Source organism: Nonomuraea sp. NPDC050643, from assembly GCF_040654715.1.
Classification (GTDB): domain Bacteria; phylum Actinomycetota; class Actinomycetes; order Streptosporangiales; family Streptosporangiaceae; genus Nonomuraea.
The window spans coordinates 191,405-206,883 of sequence record NZ_JBFAIM010000008.1; the positions used below are offsets into that span (position 1 = coordinate 191,405).

Sequence of the window (15,479 nt, forward strand, 5' to 3'; positions counted from 1 at the left end):
AATCGTGAACCTGAGGAGTTGACGGATCGGGATGACCCCTACTCGGAGGCAGCGTTCAAGACCCTCAAGTACTGCCCGGTCTTTCCCGGCCGGTTCGCCTCCCTGGCTGATGCCCGAGCCTTCTGCCAGCACTTTTTCAGCTACTACAACCACGAGCGCTACCACGCGGAAGTCGGGCTGCACACCCCGTTCACCGTGCACATGGGCACCGCCCACGCCATCCAGGACAAGCGGGCCGAAACCATCGCACGCTTCCGCTCGGCCAACCCCCACCGGTTCACCCGCACGCCCCGGCTCCCCAAGATCCCGCAGGTCGCCTACATCAACCAGCCGGAAGAGGCCGCCTAGCGATCAGACCAGCCAACCCCCTGTCGCATTTGACTTGACACCTTCCGTCACGACCCGCTACCCAGCCGCCAACAAACCCTGGGAACCGCCATCTATAACTGGGGGTCGCACGCATCGGGCTACAAGCTCCCAGCTGGGGGCCAACTAGCGTGCCCAAGGGCCAACTATCGTGCTCAGCCACAACGGCAGGAGTCGGCCAGGTTGAGGCGACGTTTCTGGATTGTTACCCGAAACAACAAACTCGCCCACCCCACCCTCTTCCAAAGCAGGCCGTCCGGGAATACGTTGCCGCAAACAACATTCATCCGGGCCCCTCCGGAAGAAAGGACCCTGCACCATGCGCAAGGGGATCCTCAGCCTGACCGCCGCGGCAGCCGCGCTCGCCCTCGGTCTCACCGCCTGCGGGGGCGACAGCGGTCAGACATCCACGTCGACGGCGTCCGCCACCGCCTCAGCAGCGAAGGCCGGCAAGATCGGCGTCATCCTGCCGGACAGCAAGTCCTCGGCCCGGTGGGAGACGGCGGACCGCAAGTACCTGGAAGAGGCGTTCAAGGCCGCCGGCGTCCAGTACGACATTCAGAACGCCCAGAACGACAAGACGGCGTTCCAGACCATCGCCGACCAGATGATCACTAACGGCGCCACCGTCCTGATGATCGTGAACCTGGACAGCGGCACCGGCAAGACGGTCATCGACAAGGCCAGGTCGCAAGGCGTGGCCACGATCGACTATGACCGGCTGACCCTCGGCGGCGACGCCGCCTACTACGTCAGCTTCGACAACACCAAGGTCGGCACCCTGCAGGGTGAGGGCCTGAGCAAGTGCCTGGCGGACAAGAAGGCCGAAAAGCCGATCGTCGCCTACCTGAACGGCTCGCCGACCGACAACAACGCGACGCTGTTCAAGGCCGGTTACGACGGCGTGCTCAAGCCCAAGTTCGACTCGGGCGACTACGTCAAGGGCCCCGAGCAGTCGGTGCCCGACTGGGACAACACCCAGGCCGGTACGCTCTTCGAGCAGATGCTGACCGAGCAGCCGAAGATCGCCGGTGTGCTGGCCGCCAACGACGGCCTCGGCAACGCCGCCATCACCGTGCTGAAGAAGAACAACCTCAACGGCAAGGTCCCGGTGACCGGCCAGGACGCCACCGTCCAGGGTCTGCAGAACATCCTGGCCGGCGACCAGTGCATGACCGTGTACAAGGCCGTCAAGAAGGAGGCCGACGCCGCGGCCAAGCTCGCGGTGGCACTGGCCAAGGGTGAGAAGCCCACGGCCAGCGGCAGCGTGAAGGACCCCGAGACCGGCAAGGACGTCCCGTCCGAGCTGCTCGAGCCGCAGGCCATCTACGCCGACAACGTCAAGGACGTCGTGGCCGACGGTTACGTGTCCAAGGACGAACTGTGCACGGGTGACTTCGCCGAGAAGTGCACCGAGGCAGGAATCAGCTAACACTCAGGGGTACGGCCCGCGTCACGAGCGCGGCGCCGTACCCCCCTTTAGGGAGCCACATGACCCCCCTCCTTGAAGTGCGCGGGATCGACAAGAGCTTCGGTCCGGTGAAGGTCCTGCACAAGGTCGAGTTCTCCGCGTACCCCGGCGAGGTCACAGCGCTCGTCGGAGACAACGGCGCCGGCAAGTCGACGCTGGTCAAATGCATCGGCGGCATCTACCCGATCGACTCGGGACAGGTCCTCTTCGACGGCCGCGAGGTCCACGTGCACAGCCCCCGCGACGCGGGCGAGCTGGGCATCGAGATCGTCTACCAGGACCTCGCCCTGTGCGACAACCTCGACATCGTCCAGAACATGTTCCTCGGCAGGGAGCGCAAGAGCGGGCTCCTGCTCGACGAGGACAGCATGGAGGAGCTGGCCGAGAAGACGCTCAGCAGCCTGTCCGTCCGTACGGTGAAGTCCATCAGGCAGCAGGTCTCCAGCCTGTCCGGCGGACAGCGGCAGACCGTCGCCATCGCCAAGGCCGTGCTGTGGAACAGCAAGGTCGTCATCCTCGACGAGCCCACGGCGGCGCTGGGCGTGGCCCAGACCGCGCAGGTGCTCGAGCTGGTGCGCCGGCTGGCCGACACCGGCCTGGCCGTGGTGCTCATCTCGCACAACATGAACGACGTGTTCGCCGTCTCCGACCGGATCGCGGCGCTCTACCTCGGCAGGATGGCCGCCCAGGTCAAGACCGCCGACGTGACGCACGCGCAGGTCGTCGAACTGATCACTTCCGGCCGCAGCGGCGACCTGGGCCTCAAGAACGGGGTCACCTCATGAGCAAGGTCAAAGAACTCCCCGGTGAGGCCATCGTCGCGGCTGCGCAGGCCCCATCGATCAAGAACAGCTTCTTCGCGTACCTGCAGCGGGTGCGCGGCGGCGACATGGGCGCGCTGCCGGCCGTGCTCGGCCTGGTCGTGCTCTGCGTGGTCTTCGCGGTGGCCCGCCCCTCCTTCGTCACGGCCATCAACTTCGCCAACCTGTTCACCCAGGGCGCCGCCGTCACGCTCATCGCGATGGGCCTGGTGTTCGTGCTGCTGCTCGGCGAGATCGACCTGTCGGCCGGTTTCGCCAGCGGTGTCTGCGCGGCGGTCCTCGCCGTCACGCTGACCAGCATGGGCCTGCCCTGGTACGTGTGCGTGCTCGCCGCCATCCTCACCGGTGTGATCATCGGCACGGTGCTGGGCTCGCTGGTGGCCAAGGTGGGCATACCGTCGTTCGTGGTCACGCTGGCGGCGTTCCTCGCCTTCCAGGGCCTGGTCCTGGTGCTGGTGGACGAGGGCACCAACATCTCCATCCGCGACAACGTGGTCGTCGCCGTCGCCAACAAGAACCTGCCGCCGTGGCTCGGCTGGGCCCTGTACGCGACCTGTGTGGCGGTCTTCGCCGGCGTGCAGCTCCTGCGCGCCAGGAAGCGCGCCAAGCGCGGGCTGGTGGCCGATCCGCTGTCGCTGATCGCCTTCCGCGTCGGCATGCTGGCGGTCTTCGCCGGGCTCGCGGTGTTCGCGCTCAACCTGGAGCGCAGCCGCAACCCCGCGCTCGTCTCGCTCACCGGCGTGCCGATCGTGGTCCCGGTCATCCTGGTGCTGCTGGTCGTGTGGACGCTGGTGCTGCGCCGCACCGGGTTCGGCCGGCACCTGTACGCGGTCGGCGGCAACACCGAGGCCGCCCGCCGGGCCGGCATCCCGGTCGACCGGATCAAGATCAGCGCCTTCGTGATCTGTTCCTCGATGGCCGCGATCGGCGGCATCGTGGCCGCGTCCCGGGCCAGCTCCGTCGACCCGAACACGGGCGGCAGCTCCGTCCTGCTGTACGCGGTCGGCGCGGCCGTCATCGGCGGCACGAGCCTCTTCGGCGGCAAGGGCAGGGTGCTGGACGCCGTGCTCGGCGGCGCCGTCGTGGCGGTCATCGAGAACGGCATGGGCCTGATGGGCTACGGGGCGAGCGTGAAGTACCTGGTCACAGGGTCCGTTCTGCTGCTCGCCGCAGGCGTTGACGCCCTGGCGCGCAAGCGGGCGGCGGCTACTGGTCTAAGGTGATCAGCGACTCGCAGCCCCTGAAGGAACCACAGACGATGCGTGCCGGCCCCTCCCAAGAGGACATCAGGCGCCACAACCTCGGCGCGCTGCTTCGTCATGTCCATCTGGGCGGGCCGATCTCGCGCGCCGAGCTGACCTCGAAGATGGGGCTCAACCGCAGCACGATCATGGCGCTGACCTCCGACCTCACCGCCGCCGGGCTCGTACGCGAGGAGCTGCCGCGTGAGACCGGCCGCGCCGGGCGGCCCTCGCTCGTGGTGCGCCCCGAGTCGGCCCGCGTCTACGTGTTCGCCTTCGACGTCAGCCCCGACCGGCTGGCGGCGGCCCGCGTCGGCCTCGGCGGGGTGATCCTCGACCGCAGGGAGTCCGTACGCGACCGCGGCACCTTCGAGCTGGACGAGCTCACCGGCGTGCTGGCCGGGTTCGCCCGGCAGATGCGGCGCAAGACCCGGGCCGACACGATCTGCGTCGGCGCGGCGGCGGCGGTGTCGGGGGGTGTGCGCAAGGCCGACGGCGTGGTCAGGTTCGGGCCCAACCTGCGGGCCGAAGACGTGCCCTTCGGCGAGGAGCTGGGGCGCCGGCTCGGCCTGGGCCTGCCGGTCAGCGTGGGCAACGACGCCAATCTGGCCGCGCTCGCCGAGCACAGCCGCGGTGTCGGAGCGGCGGTCAGGGACCTCATCTACCTGCACGGCGATGTGGGCATCGGCGGCGGGATCATCGCGGGCGGCCATCTGCTCGGCGGCCACGACGGTTATGGGGGCGAGGTCGGCCACATGGTCGTCAACCCGGGAGGGCGCGCGTGCGGCTGCGGCTCGCGTGGCTGCCTGGAGGCGGAGGTGGGGGAGCGCGCCCTGCTGGAGTCGGCGGGCCGCATCCAGACCGCCCAGGCGGCCGGTTCGGCCGTCCAGGGGCCGGGCCACGAGGCGGGTCACTCGGCCGGTGTCGCGGCCGGTCAGGTGGCCGGCATGGCCGCCGGTCAGCCGGCCGGGCAGTCGCCGGGCCAGTCGCCGGGCCGGTCGTCGGGCCGGTCGTCAGGGCGGCAGGCGGGGTCGTCGGCGAGGAATTCGGACGGGCAGCCGGACGGGCAGCCGGCGGGACAGCAGGCAGGGCAGCAGGCGGGGCAGCACGGCCGGGACGCGGTGCGGGCCGTGGTGGAGGCCGCCGATCGGGGCGACATCGTGGCCCAGGAGGCGCTCAGCCGGGTCGGCGACTGGCTCGGCCTGGGCGTGGCGAACCTGGTGAACATCTTCAACCCGGAAATGGTGATCTTCGGCGGGATGCTGCGGGAGATCTATCTCGGCTCGGCGGCGCAGGTCCGTACGCAGCTCGCCCTGCACGCCATGGCCCCCCAGCGGGAGCGGCTGCGGCTACGCACCTCGGCGCTGGGAGACGCCGCCACCCTCGTCGGCGCGGCCGAGCTGGCCTTCGCCCACGTCCTGTCCGACCCGCTCGAGGTCCTGGCCCGCGCCAACGCCTGACCGAGCTTCAGGTGATCTTGCCCTTGCGGGCCGTCCACGTGTTGCAGAATCCGGTGGCCCCGCCCCGGTACCCCCGGTCCTGCCAGAAGGCCAGATTGCGCGGCTTGCCGTGGATCTCGCTCTCGTCGGCCAGGCCCACCGCCTCGATCCAGTCCTCCCACCCGATGTCCGGCTTGATCGACTCGAGCGTGGCGCTGTAGAAGACCCCGGCGAAGCACTCGGCCTGCATCTCCAGCCGGTGGCTCAGCAGTTTGCGCGCCCCGTTCGAGGCGGGCTCGTACAGGGCGCCGTGCGCGTCCAGCACGCCGGTGAGTTGCTGGACGTGATGCCCCCACTCATGGGCGACGGAGTGCGCGATGTTCATCCTGAACGGGTCCCGCAGGTCTTGCCGCATGATGCGGATGACGATCGTGCGCTGGTCGGGACAGTACTGGGCGCCGTTGCCGGTGATCGCCCCGCAGACCGAGTCGCTCCCCGTGGTGATCGTGACCTCGGGCGGGCTGTAGAGCAGCCCGGCGGCCGCGAACCTGGCGGCCCAGAAACGGTCGGCGCACGCGGCCATCGCCCGGTGGAAGGACTTCAGCGAGGCGACGCTTCCCGTCCGGATCTTGGGGATCGCGCACGACTGGGGCACGACGTCCCCGCTCATCGCCCCGGAGAGCCCGGCCTGCGCCGAAGCCCGGCCCGAGACCTGAGCCGAGAGTTGGGCCGAGAGCTGGCCCGCCGCTGTGGCACCGGCCGGAAGCGGCCCGGACAGACCCGCGACCATGCACATAGCTACCGCTATGAGAAATATGCGCACGATCGCGGATCATAGATCAATAACAGGTGATTTAGGACACCTTGGACTTCGCCGTATTCCAGGTGTTGCAGCTCCCCGCGGACTCGGTGTCGTAGCCGCGCTTGAGCCAGTGGCCGACGTTCTTGGCGTTGCCGTGCGTCTTGTCGCCCCAGCTCTCCAGCTTCACGCCGATGGCGGACAGGTCGAGGCCGGTGCCGCCGTTCTTGACGAGGTAGGTGAACTCGGTCTCCTGGCGGTCGAGCGAGTGCCACACGCTGCCGAGGAACACACCGGACAGGCACTCCGCCTGGAGCTCGAGGCGGCGGCTCTCGTCGAGGAACCTGGCCTCGTTCTTGCCGTTGTAGGGCGTCCTGGCCTTGAACATGCCCGTGAGCGACTGGATGTGGTGGCCGTACTCGTGGGCCAGCACCGCCATCAGCATGATGTCGTTCGGTTCGGCCACGAGGTTGGACGAGGCCAAGTACGTGATCTTGTTGTTGAGCGAGCAGTACAGTGCCTGCGCACCGGCCGGGTACGGCCCGCAGCCGGTCTTCCCGCCGAGCTTGGTGACCACCTGCATGGAGGGCTTCTTGAAGGTGAAGCCGGCCTGCTTGACCCTGGGCTCCCACGCCGCGTTGAGACAGTCGAGCACGACGTCGAGGTAGATCTTGACCTCGTCCAGACTCCCGCCCTGGACCTTGGGCTCCTCGCACGTGTCGAAACCGAGCTTGCCCGTCTTGTAGATCGGGCTCTTCGCTAAAGCCGGCTTGTACGCCGGCGCGGAGAGGGTGGCCGCGTGAGCGGTGCCGGCGAACAGCACGCTGGCCAGGGCGCCCGCCATGAGCGCCAATCGGGGGATACGCATGGGATGGCACAGTAGTGAAGAGGGAGTTCCAGGTAAAGCTGGATTAATTGGTGTTCCGGGGATGGGCCGCCCAGGTGTTGCAGGCGGCCGGGGTGCCCCGGGTGAAGCCGCGGACCATCCACGCCGCCTGGGTCGGCCCCTTGCCGTGGTCGTTCTGCGGCCACCCCTTGGCGCCGTTCTTCCTGAACCACTGCAGCGTGTACGCCCAGTCCGACTCGGTGACCAGCGACGTCCCCCGCATCGTGCGCATGAAGATCGAGGAGAAGCACTCCGCCTGCAGTTCGGAGTTGCGCGAAAGCTGCAGCCGCTTGGCCTTGCCCGCCACGGACCTGGCGGTCCAGTAGTAGGTCCAGATGCCCGAGACCTGCTGCACGTGGTGGCCGTACTCGTGGGCGATCAGGCGCGTGATGCCCAGCGGAAACGGGTTGCGGAGCTGCGCCTTGCTGATCATCAGGTACATCGTGCGGTCGGTCGAGCAGTAGACGCCGTCGGCGCCGGTGTTCCACGCGCCGCAGGGCGTCTTGACCTTGCTGGTGATGATGCGCAGCCGCGGCTTGGTGAAGGGCAGGCCGGCCTTGCGGAACTGGGCGGCCCACGTCCTGTTCAGGCAGGCCGTCACCCGCGTCAGGAACCGCCGGTACGCGATCATGCTCCCCGCGGGCAGGTCGCCGGGCGAGCAGTTCGTGTTGGTCAGCCGCCCGGTCTTGTAGAGCGGGTTCTTGGTCGCCAGGGCGGGGCCGAGGCCGGCCGCCAGCTTCTCGCTGGAGACCTTCGCGGGTGGCGAGGCGAACTGCTGGGCCTCGTTGACGGGGCTCGACGAGGTCGTCGCCACGTCCGCCAGCACGAGCACCAGAGCGGCCGCGGCCAGGGCGAGTGCCAGCGCGGCGGCCACCAGGGCCGCGAGCGTGCCTTTGGAGACGTAATTCATATGTTCCGAAAGACTAGGTCAAGATCGGACATATGTGGGTGGAATTGACTCGATGCAGTCAGTGATGCGTTCGCGAACTAGACTCGGTGGATCGGCGCAAAAGAGCAGAGGGGAGTCGCATCCGTGAGCGGGTTGCTGGGCTCGATCAAGGGACCGCAGGACGTCAAACGGCTCAGTGTCGAGGAGTTGCCGCGGCTCGCGGGGGAGATCCGTGATGTGCTCGTCGACGCCTGCGCCAGGTTCGGCGGTCACCTCGGCCCGAACCTCGGTGTGGTGGAGCTCACCATCGCCGTCCACCGCGTGTTCGACTCCCCGAACGACCCCGTCATCTGGGACACCGGCCACCAGTCCTACGTGCACAAGCTCCTCACCGGCAGGGCAGCGGGCTTCGAGGCGCTCAAGCAGGAGGGCGGCCTGTCCGGCTATCCGAGCCAGGCCGAGTCCGAGCACGACTTCGTCGAGAACTCCCACGCCTCGACCGCGCTGTCCTACGCCGACGGCCTGGCCAAGGCGTTCAAGCTGCGCCGTGACCGCGACCGTGACCGCGAGCGCACGGCCGTCGCGATCATCGGCGACGGCGCGCTGACCGGCGGCATGGCCTGGGAGGCGCTCAACAACATCGCCGCCGTCAAGGATCTGCCCGTCGTGATCGTGGTCAACGACAACGGCCGCTCCTACTCGCCGACCATCGGCGGCCTCGCCTCCCACCTGTCCTCGCTGCGCGTCAACCGCCGCTACGAGGACATGCTCGACTACGTCAAAGACAAGCTCGGGAACGTTCCCGTCCTCTACGACGCCCTGCACGGCTTCAAGAAGGGCGTCAAGGACGTCCTGGCGCCGCAGGTCATGTTCGAGGACCTCGGCCTCAAATACGTCGGCCCCATCGACGGCCACGACGAGCAGGCCATGGAGGCGGCCCTGCGCCAGGCCCGCGACTTCCGCGGCCCCGTCATCGTGCACGCCCTCACCCAGAAGGGCCGCGGCTACACCCCCGCGGAGAACCACGACGAGGACCAGTTCCACTCGCCCGGCGCCTTCGACCGCGTCACCGGCGCGGAGAAGCCCAAGGGCCGCATCTGGACGAACGTGTTCAGCGAGGAGCTCGTCAGGCTCGGCAAGGAGCGCGACGACCTGGTCGCGATCACCGCTGCCATGCTCCACCCGACCGGCCTCAACGCCTTCGCCGAGGCCTACCCCGACCGGATCTACGACGTCGGCATCGCCGAGCAGCACGCGCTGACCAGCGCCGCCGGGCTCGCCCTCGGCGGCCTGCACCCGGTCGTGGCCGTCTACGCCACGTTCCTCAACCGCGCCTTCGACCAGCTCCTCATGGACGTCGCCCTCCACCGGCTGCCGGTCACGGTGGTGCTCGACCGGGCGGGCGTCACCGGCGACGACGGCGCCAGCCACAACGGCATGTGGGACCTGTCGATCCTCCAGGTCGTCCCGGGGCTCAGGATCGCGGTGCCGCGCGACGGCGATCGCCTGACCGAGCTGCTGCGCGAGGCCGTGGAGGTCACCGACGGCCCGACCGTGCTGCGCTTTCCCAAGGGGCCGGTCGCCGAGCCGATCGAGCCGGTGGGCAGACTGGGCGAGATGGACCTGCTCCGCGCGCCTGAGGGGGCCGCGGAGGGCGGTCCCGACGTGCTGCTCGTGGGCGTGGGCCCGATGGCGCAGGTCTGCATGGACGCCGCCGTCCTGCTCGACGCCCAGGGCATCTCGGCCACCGTGGTCGACCCGCGCTGGGTCAAGCCGCTCGACGAGGCGCTCGCCCTGGCCGCGAGCGCGCACAAGCTGGTCGCCGTCGTCGAGGACAACGGGCGTGTGGGCGGCGTGGGCGACGCGGTGGCCCGCCTGCTGCGCGACGCCGACGTCGACGTGCCCGTACGCACCTTCGGCATTCCGCAGCGCTTCCTCGACCATGCCAAGCGGGCCGCCATCCTCGGCCAGATCGGCCTGACCGGGCAGGACCTCGCCCGGCAGATCACCGAGGCGGTCGCGAAGCGCAGCTCCCCCGTGGAGCCCGCCCGCCACTGACGATCCCGCCGACCGCGGCGGCGCCCCCCGGCGCCCCCCGGCGCCGCCGCGCCCGCCATGACCGCCGCGCCCGCCGCGAGGTCCTGCCTGGTCAGGGTGGCGGGCGGATCGTTCGCCGTCACCCACGCCCGTTCCCGATCGGGAAAGCGTCCCGATCACACGCCGATATCGGCATGATCACCACGGGTGAGGGAAATATCGCTGACCGTGGATATCTTTCGCACGAAGAGCGTCGAGCAGTCGATCCGCGACACCGAAGCCCCTGAGCACCAGCTACGAAAGCGCCTGACGGCCACAGACCTCACGGTCTTCGGCATCGGCGTGATCGTCGGCACCGGAATCTTCGTGCTCACGGGCCAGGTCGCCAAGGAGATGGCGGGCCCGGCGGTGGCGATCTCGTTCATCGTCGCGGGCGTCGTCTGCGGGCTGGCGGCCCTGTGTTACGCGGAGTTCGCCTCCACCATCCCCGTCGCGGGCTCCGCCTACACCTTCTCCTTCGCCACCCTGGGCGAGTTCCCGGCCTGGGTGATCGGCTGGGACCTGATGCTGGAGCTGGCGCTGGCCGCTGCCGTGGTGGCGGTCGGCTGGTCCGGCTACTTCGCCTCGATGCTGGAGTCCGTCGGTCTCGAACTGCCGGCCGCCATCGCGGGTGAGGATCCCGTGGTGAACGTCCCGGCCGTCGTCATCGTGTTCGTCCTCACTGCGATCCTCGTGGCCGGGATCAAGCTGTCGTCGCGGGTCAACCTGATCCTGGTGGTCACGAAGATCGCGGTGGTGCTGCTGGTCATCGTGGCGGGGCTGTTCTTCCTCAAGCTGGCCAACTACACCCCGTTCGTCCCGGAGGCGGTGCCCACGCCGCTGGTGGAAGGGCTGAAGGCGCCGCTGCTGCAGGTGGCGTTCGGCATCACGCCGGTGGCGTTCGGGGTGCTGGGCATCTTCTCGGCCGCGGCCATCGTGTTCTTCGCCTTCATCGGCTTCGACATCGTGGCCACCGCGGCCGAGGAGACCATCAACCCCCAGCGCGACGTGCCGCGCGGCATCATCGGCTCGCTGGCCATCTGCACCGCCCTCTACGTCGCCGTCTCCCTCGTCGTCGTCGGCATGCAGCGCTACAGCGAGCTGAGCACGACGGCGCCGCTGTCCGACGCGTTCATCTCGGTCGGCCAGCCCTGGCTGGCCGGGATCATCAGCGTGGGCGCGATCGCCGGTCTGACGACCGTGGTGCTCGTGCTGCTGATGGGCCAGACCCGGGTGCTGTTCGCGATGTGCCGCGACGGGCTGCTGCCGCGCTCACTGGCGAAGGTGCACCCGCACTACGGCACCCCGGCGCGGCTCACGGTCGTGATCGGGGTGGTGACGATGGCGCTGGCCGGGTTCGTGTCGTTCGGCGAGCTGGCCGAGCTGGTCAACATCGGCACCCTCTTCGCGTTCGTGGTCGTCTCGATCGGCGTGGTGATCCTCAGGCGGACGCGGCCGGACCTGCCGCGGGCGTTCAAGGCGCCGCTGGTGCCGGTGCTGCCGATCGTGTCGGTGCTGGCCTGCCTCTATCTGATGTTCAACCTGCCGGTGCAGACGTGGCTGCGCTTCCTGGTCTGGATGCTGATCGGCCTGGTCGTCTACGGCCTCTTCGGCTACTGGAACAGCAGGGGCACGACGCTCCTGCACCAGGTCCGCGGCTCCCGGCAGCGGACACGCGGTCGACCCTGAGGGGACGGGCTCCGGCCCGCCCCCTCGCGGGGCCTCAGATCGCCAGGACCGCCCCGGTCGCCGCCCGCATGAGACAGCCGTTGGCGAAGACCTTGGCCCACTGCAGCGGCTTGCCGTACCAGCGGCCCACGATCACCACGGCGTGCGGCTGGACCTCCTGGGTGCAGGACGCCTTCGGCGTGACGTTGAGCCGGGCCGGCCTGCCCTTCACCTGATCCAGCAGGTGGCACGCCGCGAGGGCGTTCGGATGGGTGCCGCCGACGGGCGCGCAGTGGAGCCAGACGGTCTTCGTCGAGCCGCCCTTGACCGAGTCGACGATCTTGAGCTCCACCTGGGGTGGCTTCGCGGCCAGCGCGGGCGACGTGGCGCCCAGCAGGAAGGCTCCGCAGAGGGCGAGGGTGCCGGCTGCTCGCATCATGGTTACTCTCCGTTCGTAGGACGGCACCAAACGCTACGACGGAGGTGGGGGCGGGGTACGGAGGCCCGCCGTGCGGGCCCCCGTAAATCGGTGCCGCGACCTCACACCGGTACGGACGCCACACCCGGGGCGAGGAAGCGGGGCTTCGCGATCCCGGCCCGGTCCAGGTACGGCGTGATCCCGCCCAGATGGAACGGCCAGCCCGCGCCCAGGATCATGCACAGGTCGATGTCCTGCGCCGCCGCGACGACGCCCTCGTCCAGCATGATGCGGATCTCCTCGGCCAGCGCCGTCAGGACCCGCACGCGTACCTGCTCGGCGGTGGACGGCGTGGTGCCGCCGTCGAACAGGGCCACCGCCTCCGGGTCGAGCGTGAAGTCCGGCCGGTAGACGCCCGGTTTGCCGGAGGCGACCAGCTTGACCATGTTCTCCGAGACGCCGTAGCGGTCGGGGAACGCCTCGTGCAGCGTCTCGGCCACGTGCAGGCCGACCGCCGGGCCGACGAGCTGCAGCAGCGCGAACGGCGTCATCGGCAGCCCGAGCCCGTCGAGCGCGTGCTCGGCCGTCTCCAGCGGCGTGCCCTCGTCCACGGCCGCGACGACCTCGCCCATGAAGCACGTCAGCAGGCGGTTGACCACGAACGCCGGAGCGTCCTTGACCAGCACCGACGACTTCTTCAGCGCTTTGCCGGCCGCGAAGGCGGTGGCCAGCGTGGCGTCGTCCGTCGCGGCGCCCTTGATGATCTCCAGCAGCGGCATGACGGCGACCGGGTTGAAGAAGTGGAACCCGACCAGCCGCTCGGGGTGGGCCAGATCGGCGCCCATCTCGGTCAGCGAGAGCGAGGAGGTGTTGGTGGCCAGCACGCATTCGGCGGAGACCACGGCCTCGACCTCGGCGAAGACCTGCTTCTTGACCGTCAGGTCCTCGAAGACGGCCTCGATGACGAAGTCGGCGTCGGCGAAGGCGTCCTTGGTCAGGGAGCCGGTCACCAGGGACTTGAGGCGGTTGGCCTGGTCGGGGGAGACGCGGCCCTTGCCGAGCAGCTTGCCGACCTCGGTGTGGACGTAGGCCACGCCCTTGTCCAGGCGGGCCTGGTCGAGGTCGGTCAGCACGACCGGCACCTCCAGGCGGCGGGCGAACAGCAGCGCCATCTGCGAGGCCATCAGCCCCGCGCCCACCACGCCGATCTTGGTGATCTTGCGGGCCAGCGACCGGTCGGGCGCGCCCGCGGGCCGCTTGGCCCGGCGCTGCACCAGGTCGAACGAGTAGAGCCCGGCCCGCAGCTCGTCGCTCATCAGCAGGTCGGCCAGCGCCTCGTCCTCGGCGGCGAAGCCCTCGTCGCGGGTGGCGGTCTCGGCCTGGGCGATCAGGTCCAGCGCCCGGTAGGGGGCCGGCGAGGCGCCGCGCAGCTTCATGTCCACCAGGAAGCGCGCGTCGCCGACGGCCTTCTCCCAGCCGTCGTGGGCCGGCCGCTCCACGACGACGTCGCCGTTGACGACCCGGGCGGCCCAGCGCAGCGACTCCTCCAGGAAGTCGGCCGGCTCGAACATCGCGTCGGCGACGCCCAGCTCGTACGCGTCCCTGCCCTTGATCATGCGGTTCTGGGACAGCGGGTTCTCGATGATCAGCTTGACCGCCTTCGCGGGGCCGATCAGGCGGGGGAGCAGTTGTGTGCCGCCCCAGCCCGGCACCAGGCCGAGGAAGCACTCCGGCAGCGCCACGGCGGGCACGCCCGCCGAGATCGTCCGGTACGCGCAGTGCAGCGCGATCTCCAGCCCGCCGCCCATGGCCGCGCCGTTGACGAACGCGAACGACGGGATCGGCAGCTCGCCCAGCTTGCGGAAGACGTGGTGGCCGAGCGCGCCGATGGCCAGCGCCTCCTCGCGCGAGCCCACGGAGGCGGCGCCCTTGAGGTCGGCGCCGACGGCGAAGATGAAGGGCTTGCCCGTCACGCCCACGGCGGCCAGGTCGGTGCGCTGGGCGATCTCCGACAGGGCGCCGTTGAGCGCGAACAGGCCGTGCGGGCCGAACGTGTTGGGCTTGGTGTGGTCGAAGCCGTTGTCCAGCGTGATCAGCGCCATCGTGCCGGCCCCGTAGGGCAGCCGCACGTCGCGCACCAGCGCCTTGGTGACGACCTCGTCGCTGTTGCGCTCGCTCAGCAGCGCCCGCCAGGTGTCCATCGTGCTCATGCCAGGTTCTCCCAGATCACGGTGCCGCCCATGCCCATGCCGACGCACATCGTGGTGATGCCGTAACGCACGTCGGGTCGCTCGCCGAACTGCCGCGCGAGCTGCGTCATCAGTCGCACGCCCGAGGAGGCGAGCGGGTGGCCGTAGGCGATCGCGCCGCCGTAGGGGTTGACGCGGGCGTCGTCGTCGGCGATGCCGAAGTGCTCGAGGAACGCCAGCACCTGTACGGCGAACGCCTCGTTGATCTCGAACAGCCCGATATCCGAAATATCGAGATTCGCCAGGCGAAGGGCCCGCTCGGTGGACGGGATCGGCCCCACGCCCATGACCTCGGGGTCGACGCCCGCGAACGCGTACGACACCAGCCGCATCTTCGGGCTCAGCCCCAGCTCGGCCGCGACGTCGGCGGCGGCCACGACGCACCCGGTGGCGCCGTCGTTGATGCCCGAGGAGTTGCCGGCCGTGACGTGGCCGTGCGGGCGGAACGGCGTCTTGAGCCCGCCCAGCCCCTCCATCGTGGTGCCCGGCCGCGGCGCCTCGTCCTCGACGGCCAGGCCCCAGCCCTTCTCGGCCGTCCTGATCGCGGTCGGCACCAGGTCGGGCTGGATCTTGCCGTCGGCGTACGCCTTGGCCGCCTTCTCCTGCGACAGCACCGCGTACGCGTCGGCGCGCCGCTTGCCGATCGACGGGTAGCGGTCGTGCAGGTTCTCCGCGGTCATGCCCATGACCAGCGCGCTCGGGTCGACCAGTTTCTCCGACAGGAAGCGCGGGTTGGGGTCGACGCCCTCGCCCATCGGATGGCGGCCCATGTGCTCGACGCCGCCGGCGATCGCGACGTCGTACGCGCCGAACGCGATGCCGCCCGCGACCGCGGTCACCGCGGTCATCGCGCCCGCGCACATACGGTCGATGGCGTAGCCCGGCACGGTCTTCGGCAGGCCGGCCAGCACCGCCGCCGAACGGCCGATGGTCAGGCCCTGGTCGCCGATCTGCGTGGTGGCGGCGATGGCCACCTCGTCCACGCGCTCGGGCGGCAGGCCCGGGTTGCGCCTGATGAGCTCGCGGATGACGCGGACGACGAGGTCGTCGGCGCGGGTCTCCGCGTACAGTCCTTTCGGCCCTGACCGGCCGAAAGGCGTGCGCACGCCGTCGACGAACACGACGTCACGAGAGGAAGGCACGGATTCGCTCCTCG

13 protein-coding genes are annotated in these 15,479 nt (G+C 69.7%); 7 read left to right on the plus strand and 6 right to left on the minus strand.

The annotated features are described in order from the left end of the window. Positions 1-18 precede the first annotated feature (18 nt). From AB0I15_RS13120 to AB0I15_RS13140, 5 genes are all read left to right on the plus strand, one after another. Complete coding sequence (locus tag AB0I15_RS13120) at positions 19-348, plus strand: integrase core domain-containing protein (RefSeq protein ID WP_358094134.1); 330 nt, start codon at positions 19-21, stop codon at positions 346-348. 337 nt (positions 349-685) lie between these two features. After that, the gene (locus tag AB0I15_RS13125; RefSeq protein ID WP_358094137.1) at positions 686-1,798 is read left to right on the plus strand and encodes a substrate-binding domain-containing protein; all 1,113 of its coding nucleotides are present in this window, start codon (positions 686-688) and stop codon (positions 1,796-1,798) included. A 59-nt stretch (positions 1,799-1,857) separates the two neighbouring features. Next, complete coding sequence (locus AB0I15_RS13130) at positions 1,858-2,622, plus strand: ATP-binding cassette domain-containing protein (RefSeq protein ID WP_358094139.1); 765 nt, start codon at positions 1,858-1,860, stop codon at positions 2,620-2,622. Then, positions 2,619-3,881 (plus strand): ABC transporter permease, encoded by a 1,263-nt coding sequence (locus AB0I15_RS13135; protein ID WP_358094142.1) that lies wholly within the window; start codon positions 2,619-2,621, stop codon positions 3,879-3,881. The genes AB0I15_RS13130 and AB0I15_RS13135 overlap by 4 nt, the downstream gene beginning before the upstream one ends. 35 nt (positions 3,882-3,916) lie before the next feature. After that, the gene (locus AB0I15_RS13140) at positions 3,917-5,359 is read left to right on the plus strand and encodes an ROK family transcriptional regulator (RefSeq protein ID WP_358094145.1); all 1,443 of its coding nucleotides are present in this window, start codon (positions 3,917-3,919) and stop codon (positions 5,357-5,359) included. 7 nt (positions 5,360-5,366) lie between these two features. Here AB0I15_RS13140 and AB0I15_RS13145 read toward each other — a convergent pair whose 3' ends face one another. The 3 genes from AB0I15_RS13145 to AB0I15_RS13155 are packed head-to-tail and all read right to left on the minus strand — an operon-like array spanning position 5,367 to position 7,933. Beyond that, positions 5,367-6,161, minus strand: coding sequence for a neutral zinc metallopeptidase (locus tag AB0I15_RS13145; protein WP_358094148.1), 795 nt, complete (start codon positions 6,159-6,161; stop codon positions 5,367-5,369). 31 nt (positions 6,162-6,192) lie between these two features. Next, positions 6,193-7,005 carry a neutral zinc metallopeptidase gene (locus AB0I15_RS13150; RefSeq protein WP_358094151.1) on the minus strand — a complete coding sequence of 271 codons (813 nt, stop codon included), beginning with the start codon at positions 7,003-7,005 and terminating at the stop codon, positions 6,193-6,195. Positions 7,006-7,048: 43 nt separating this feature from the next. Next, the gene (locus AB0I15_RS13155; RefSeq protein WP_358094154.1) at positions 7,049-7,933 is read right to left on the minus strand and encodes a neutral zinc metallopeptidase; all 885 of its coding nucleotides are present in this window, start codon (positions 7,931-7,933) and stop codon (positions 7,049-7,051) included. Between the two features lie 132 nt (positions 7,934-8,065). On the opposite strand from AB0I15_RS13155, the gene dxs reads away from it, so the two are divergent. Further along, complete coding sequence (gene dxs, locus AB0I15_RS13160) at positions 8,066-9,970, plus strand: 1-deoxy-D-xylulose-5-phosphate synthase (RefSeq protein WP_358094398.1); 1,905 nt, start codon at positions 8,066-8,068, stop codon at positions 9,968-9,970. A 207-nt stretch (positions 9,971-10,177) separates the two neighbouring features. Beyond that, positions 10,178-11,677: an amino acid permease gene (locus AB0I15_RS13165; protein WP_358094157.1), complete on the plus strand. Its 1,500-nt coding sequence runs from the start codon at positions 10,178-10,180 to the stop codon at positions 11,675-11,677. A 34-nt stretch (positions 11,678-11,711) separates the two neighbouring features. Here AB0I15_RS13165 and AB0I15_RS13170 read toward each other — a convergent pair whose 3' ends face one another. The 3 genes from AB0I15_RS13170 to AB0I15_RS13180 all read right to left on the minus strand — a co-directional run bounded on the left by AB0I15_RS13170 (position 11,712) and on the right by AB0I15_RS13180 (position 15,444). Continuing rightward, positions 11,712-12,095 (minus strand): SSI family serine proteinase inhibitor, encoded by a 384-nt coding sequence (locus AB0I15_RS13170; RefSeq protein WP_358094160.1) that lies wholly within the window; start codon positions 12,093-12,095, stop codon positions 11,712-11,714. Positions 12,096-12,196: 101 nt separating this feature from the next. Beyond that, a complete protein-coding gene (locus tag AB0I15_RS13175) occupies positions 12,197-14,284 on the minus strand; it encodes a 3-hydroxyacyl-CoA dehydrogenase NAD-binding domain-containing protein (protein ID WP_358094163.1) in 2,088 nt (695 codons plus the stop codon). Beyond that, on the minus strand, positions 14,281-15,444 hold the full coding sequence (locus AB0I15_RS13180) for an acetyl-CoA C-acyltransferase (protein WP_358094400.1): 1,164 nt from the start codon (positions 15,442-15,444) through the stop codon (positions 14,281-14,283). The genes AB0I15_RS13175 and AB0I15_RS13180 overlap by 4 nt, the downstream gene beginning before the upstream one ends. Between the last annotated feature and the right edge of the window lie 35 nt (positions 15,445-15,479).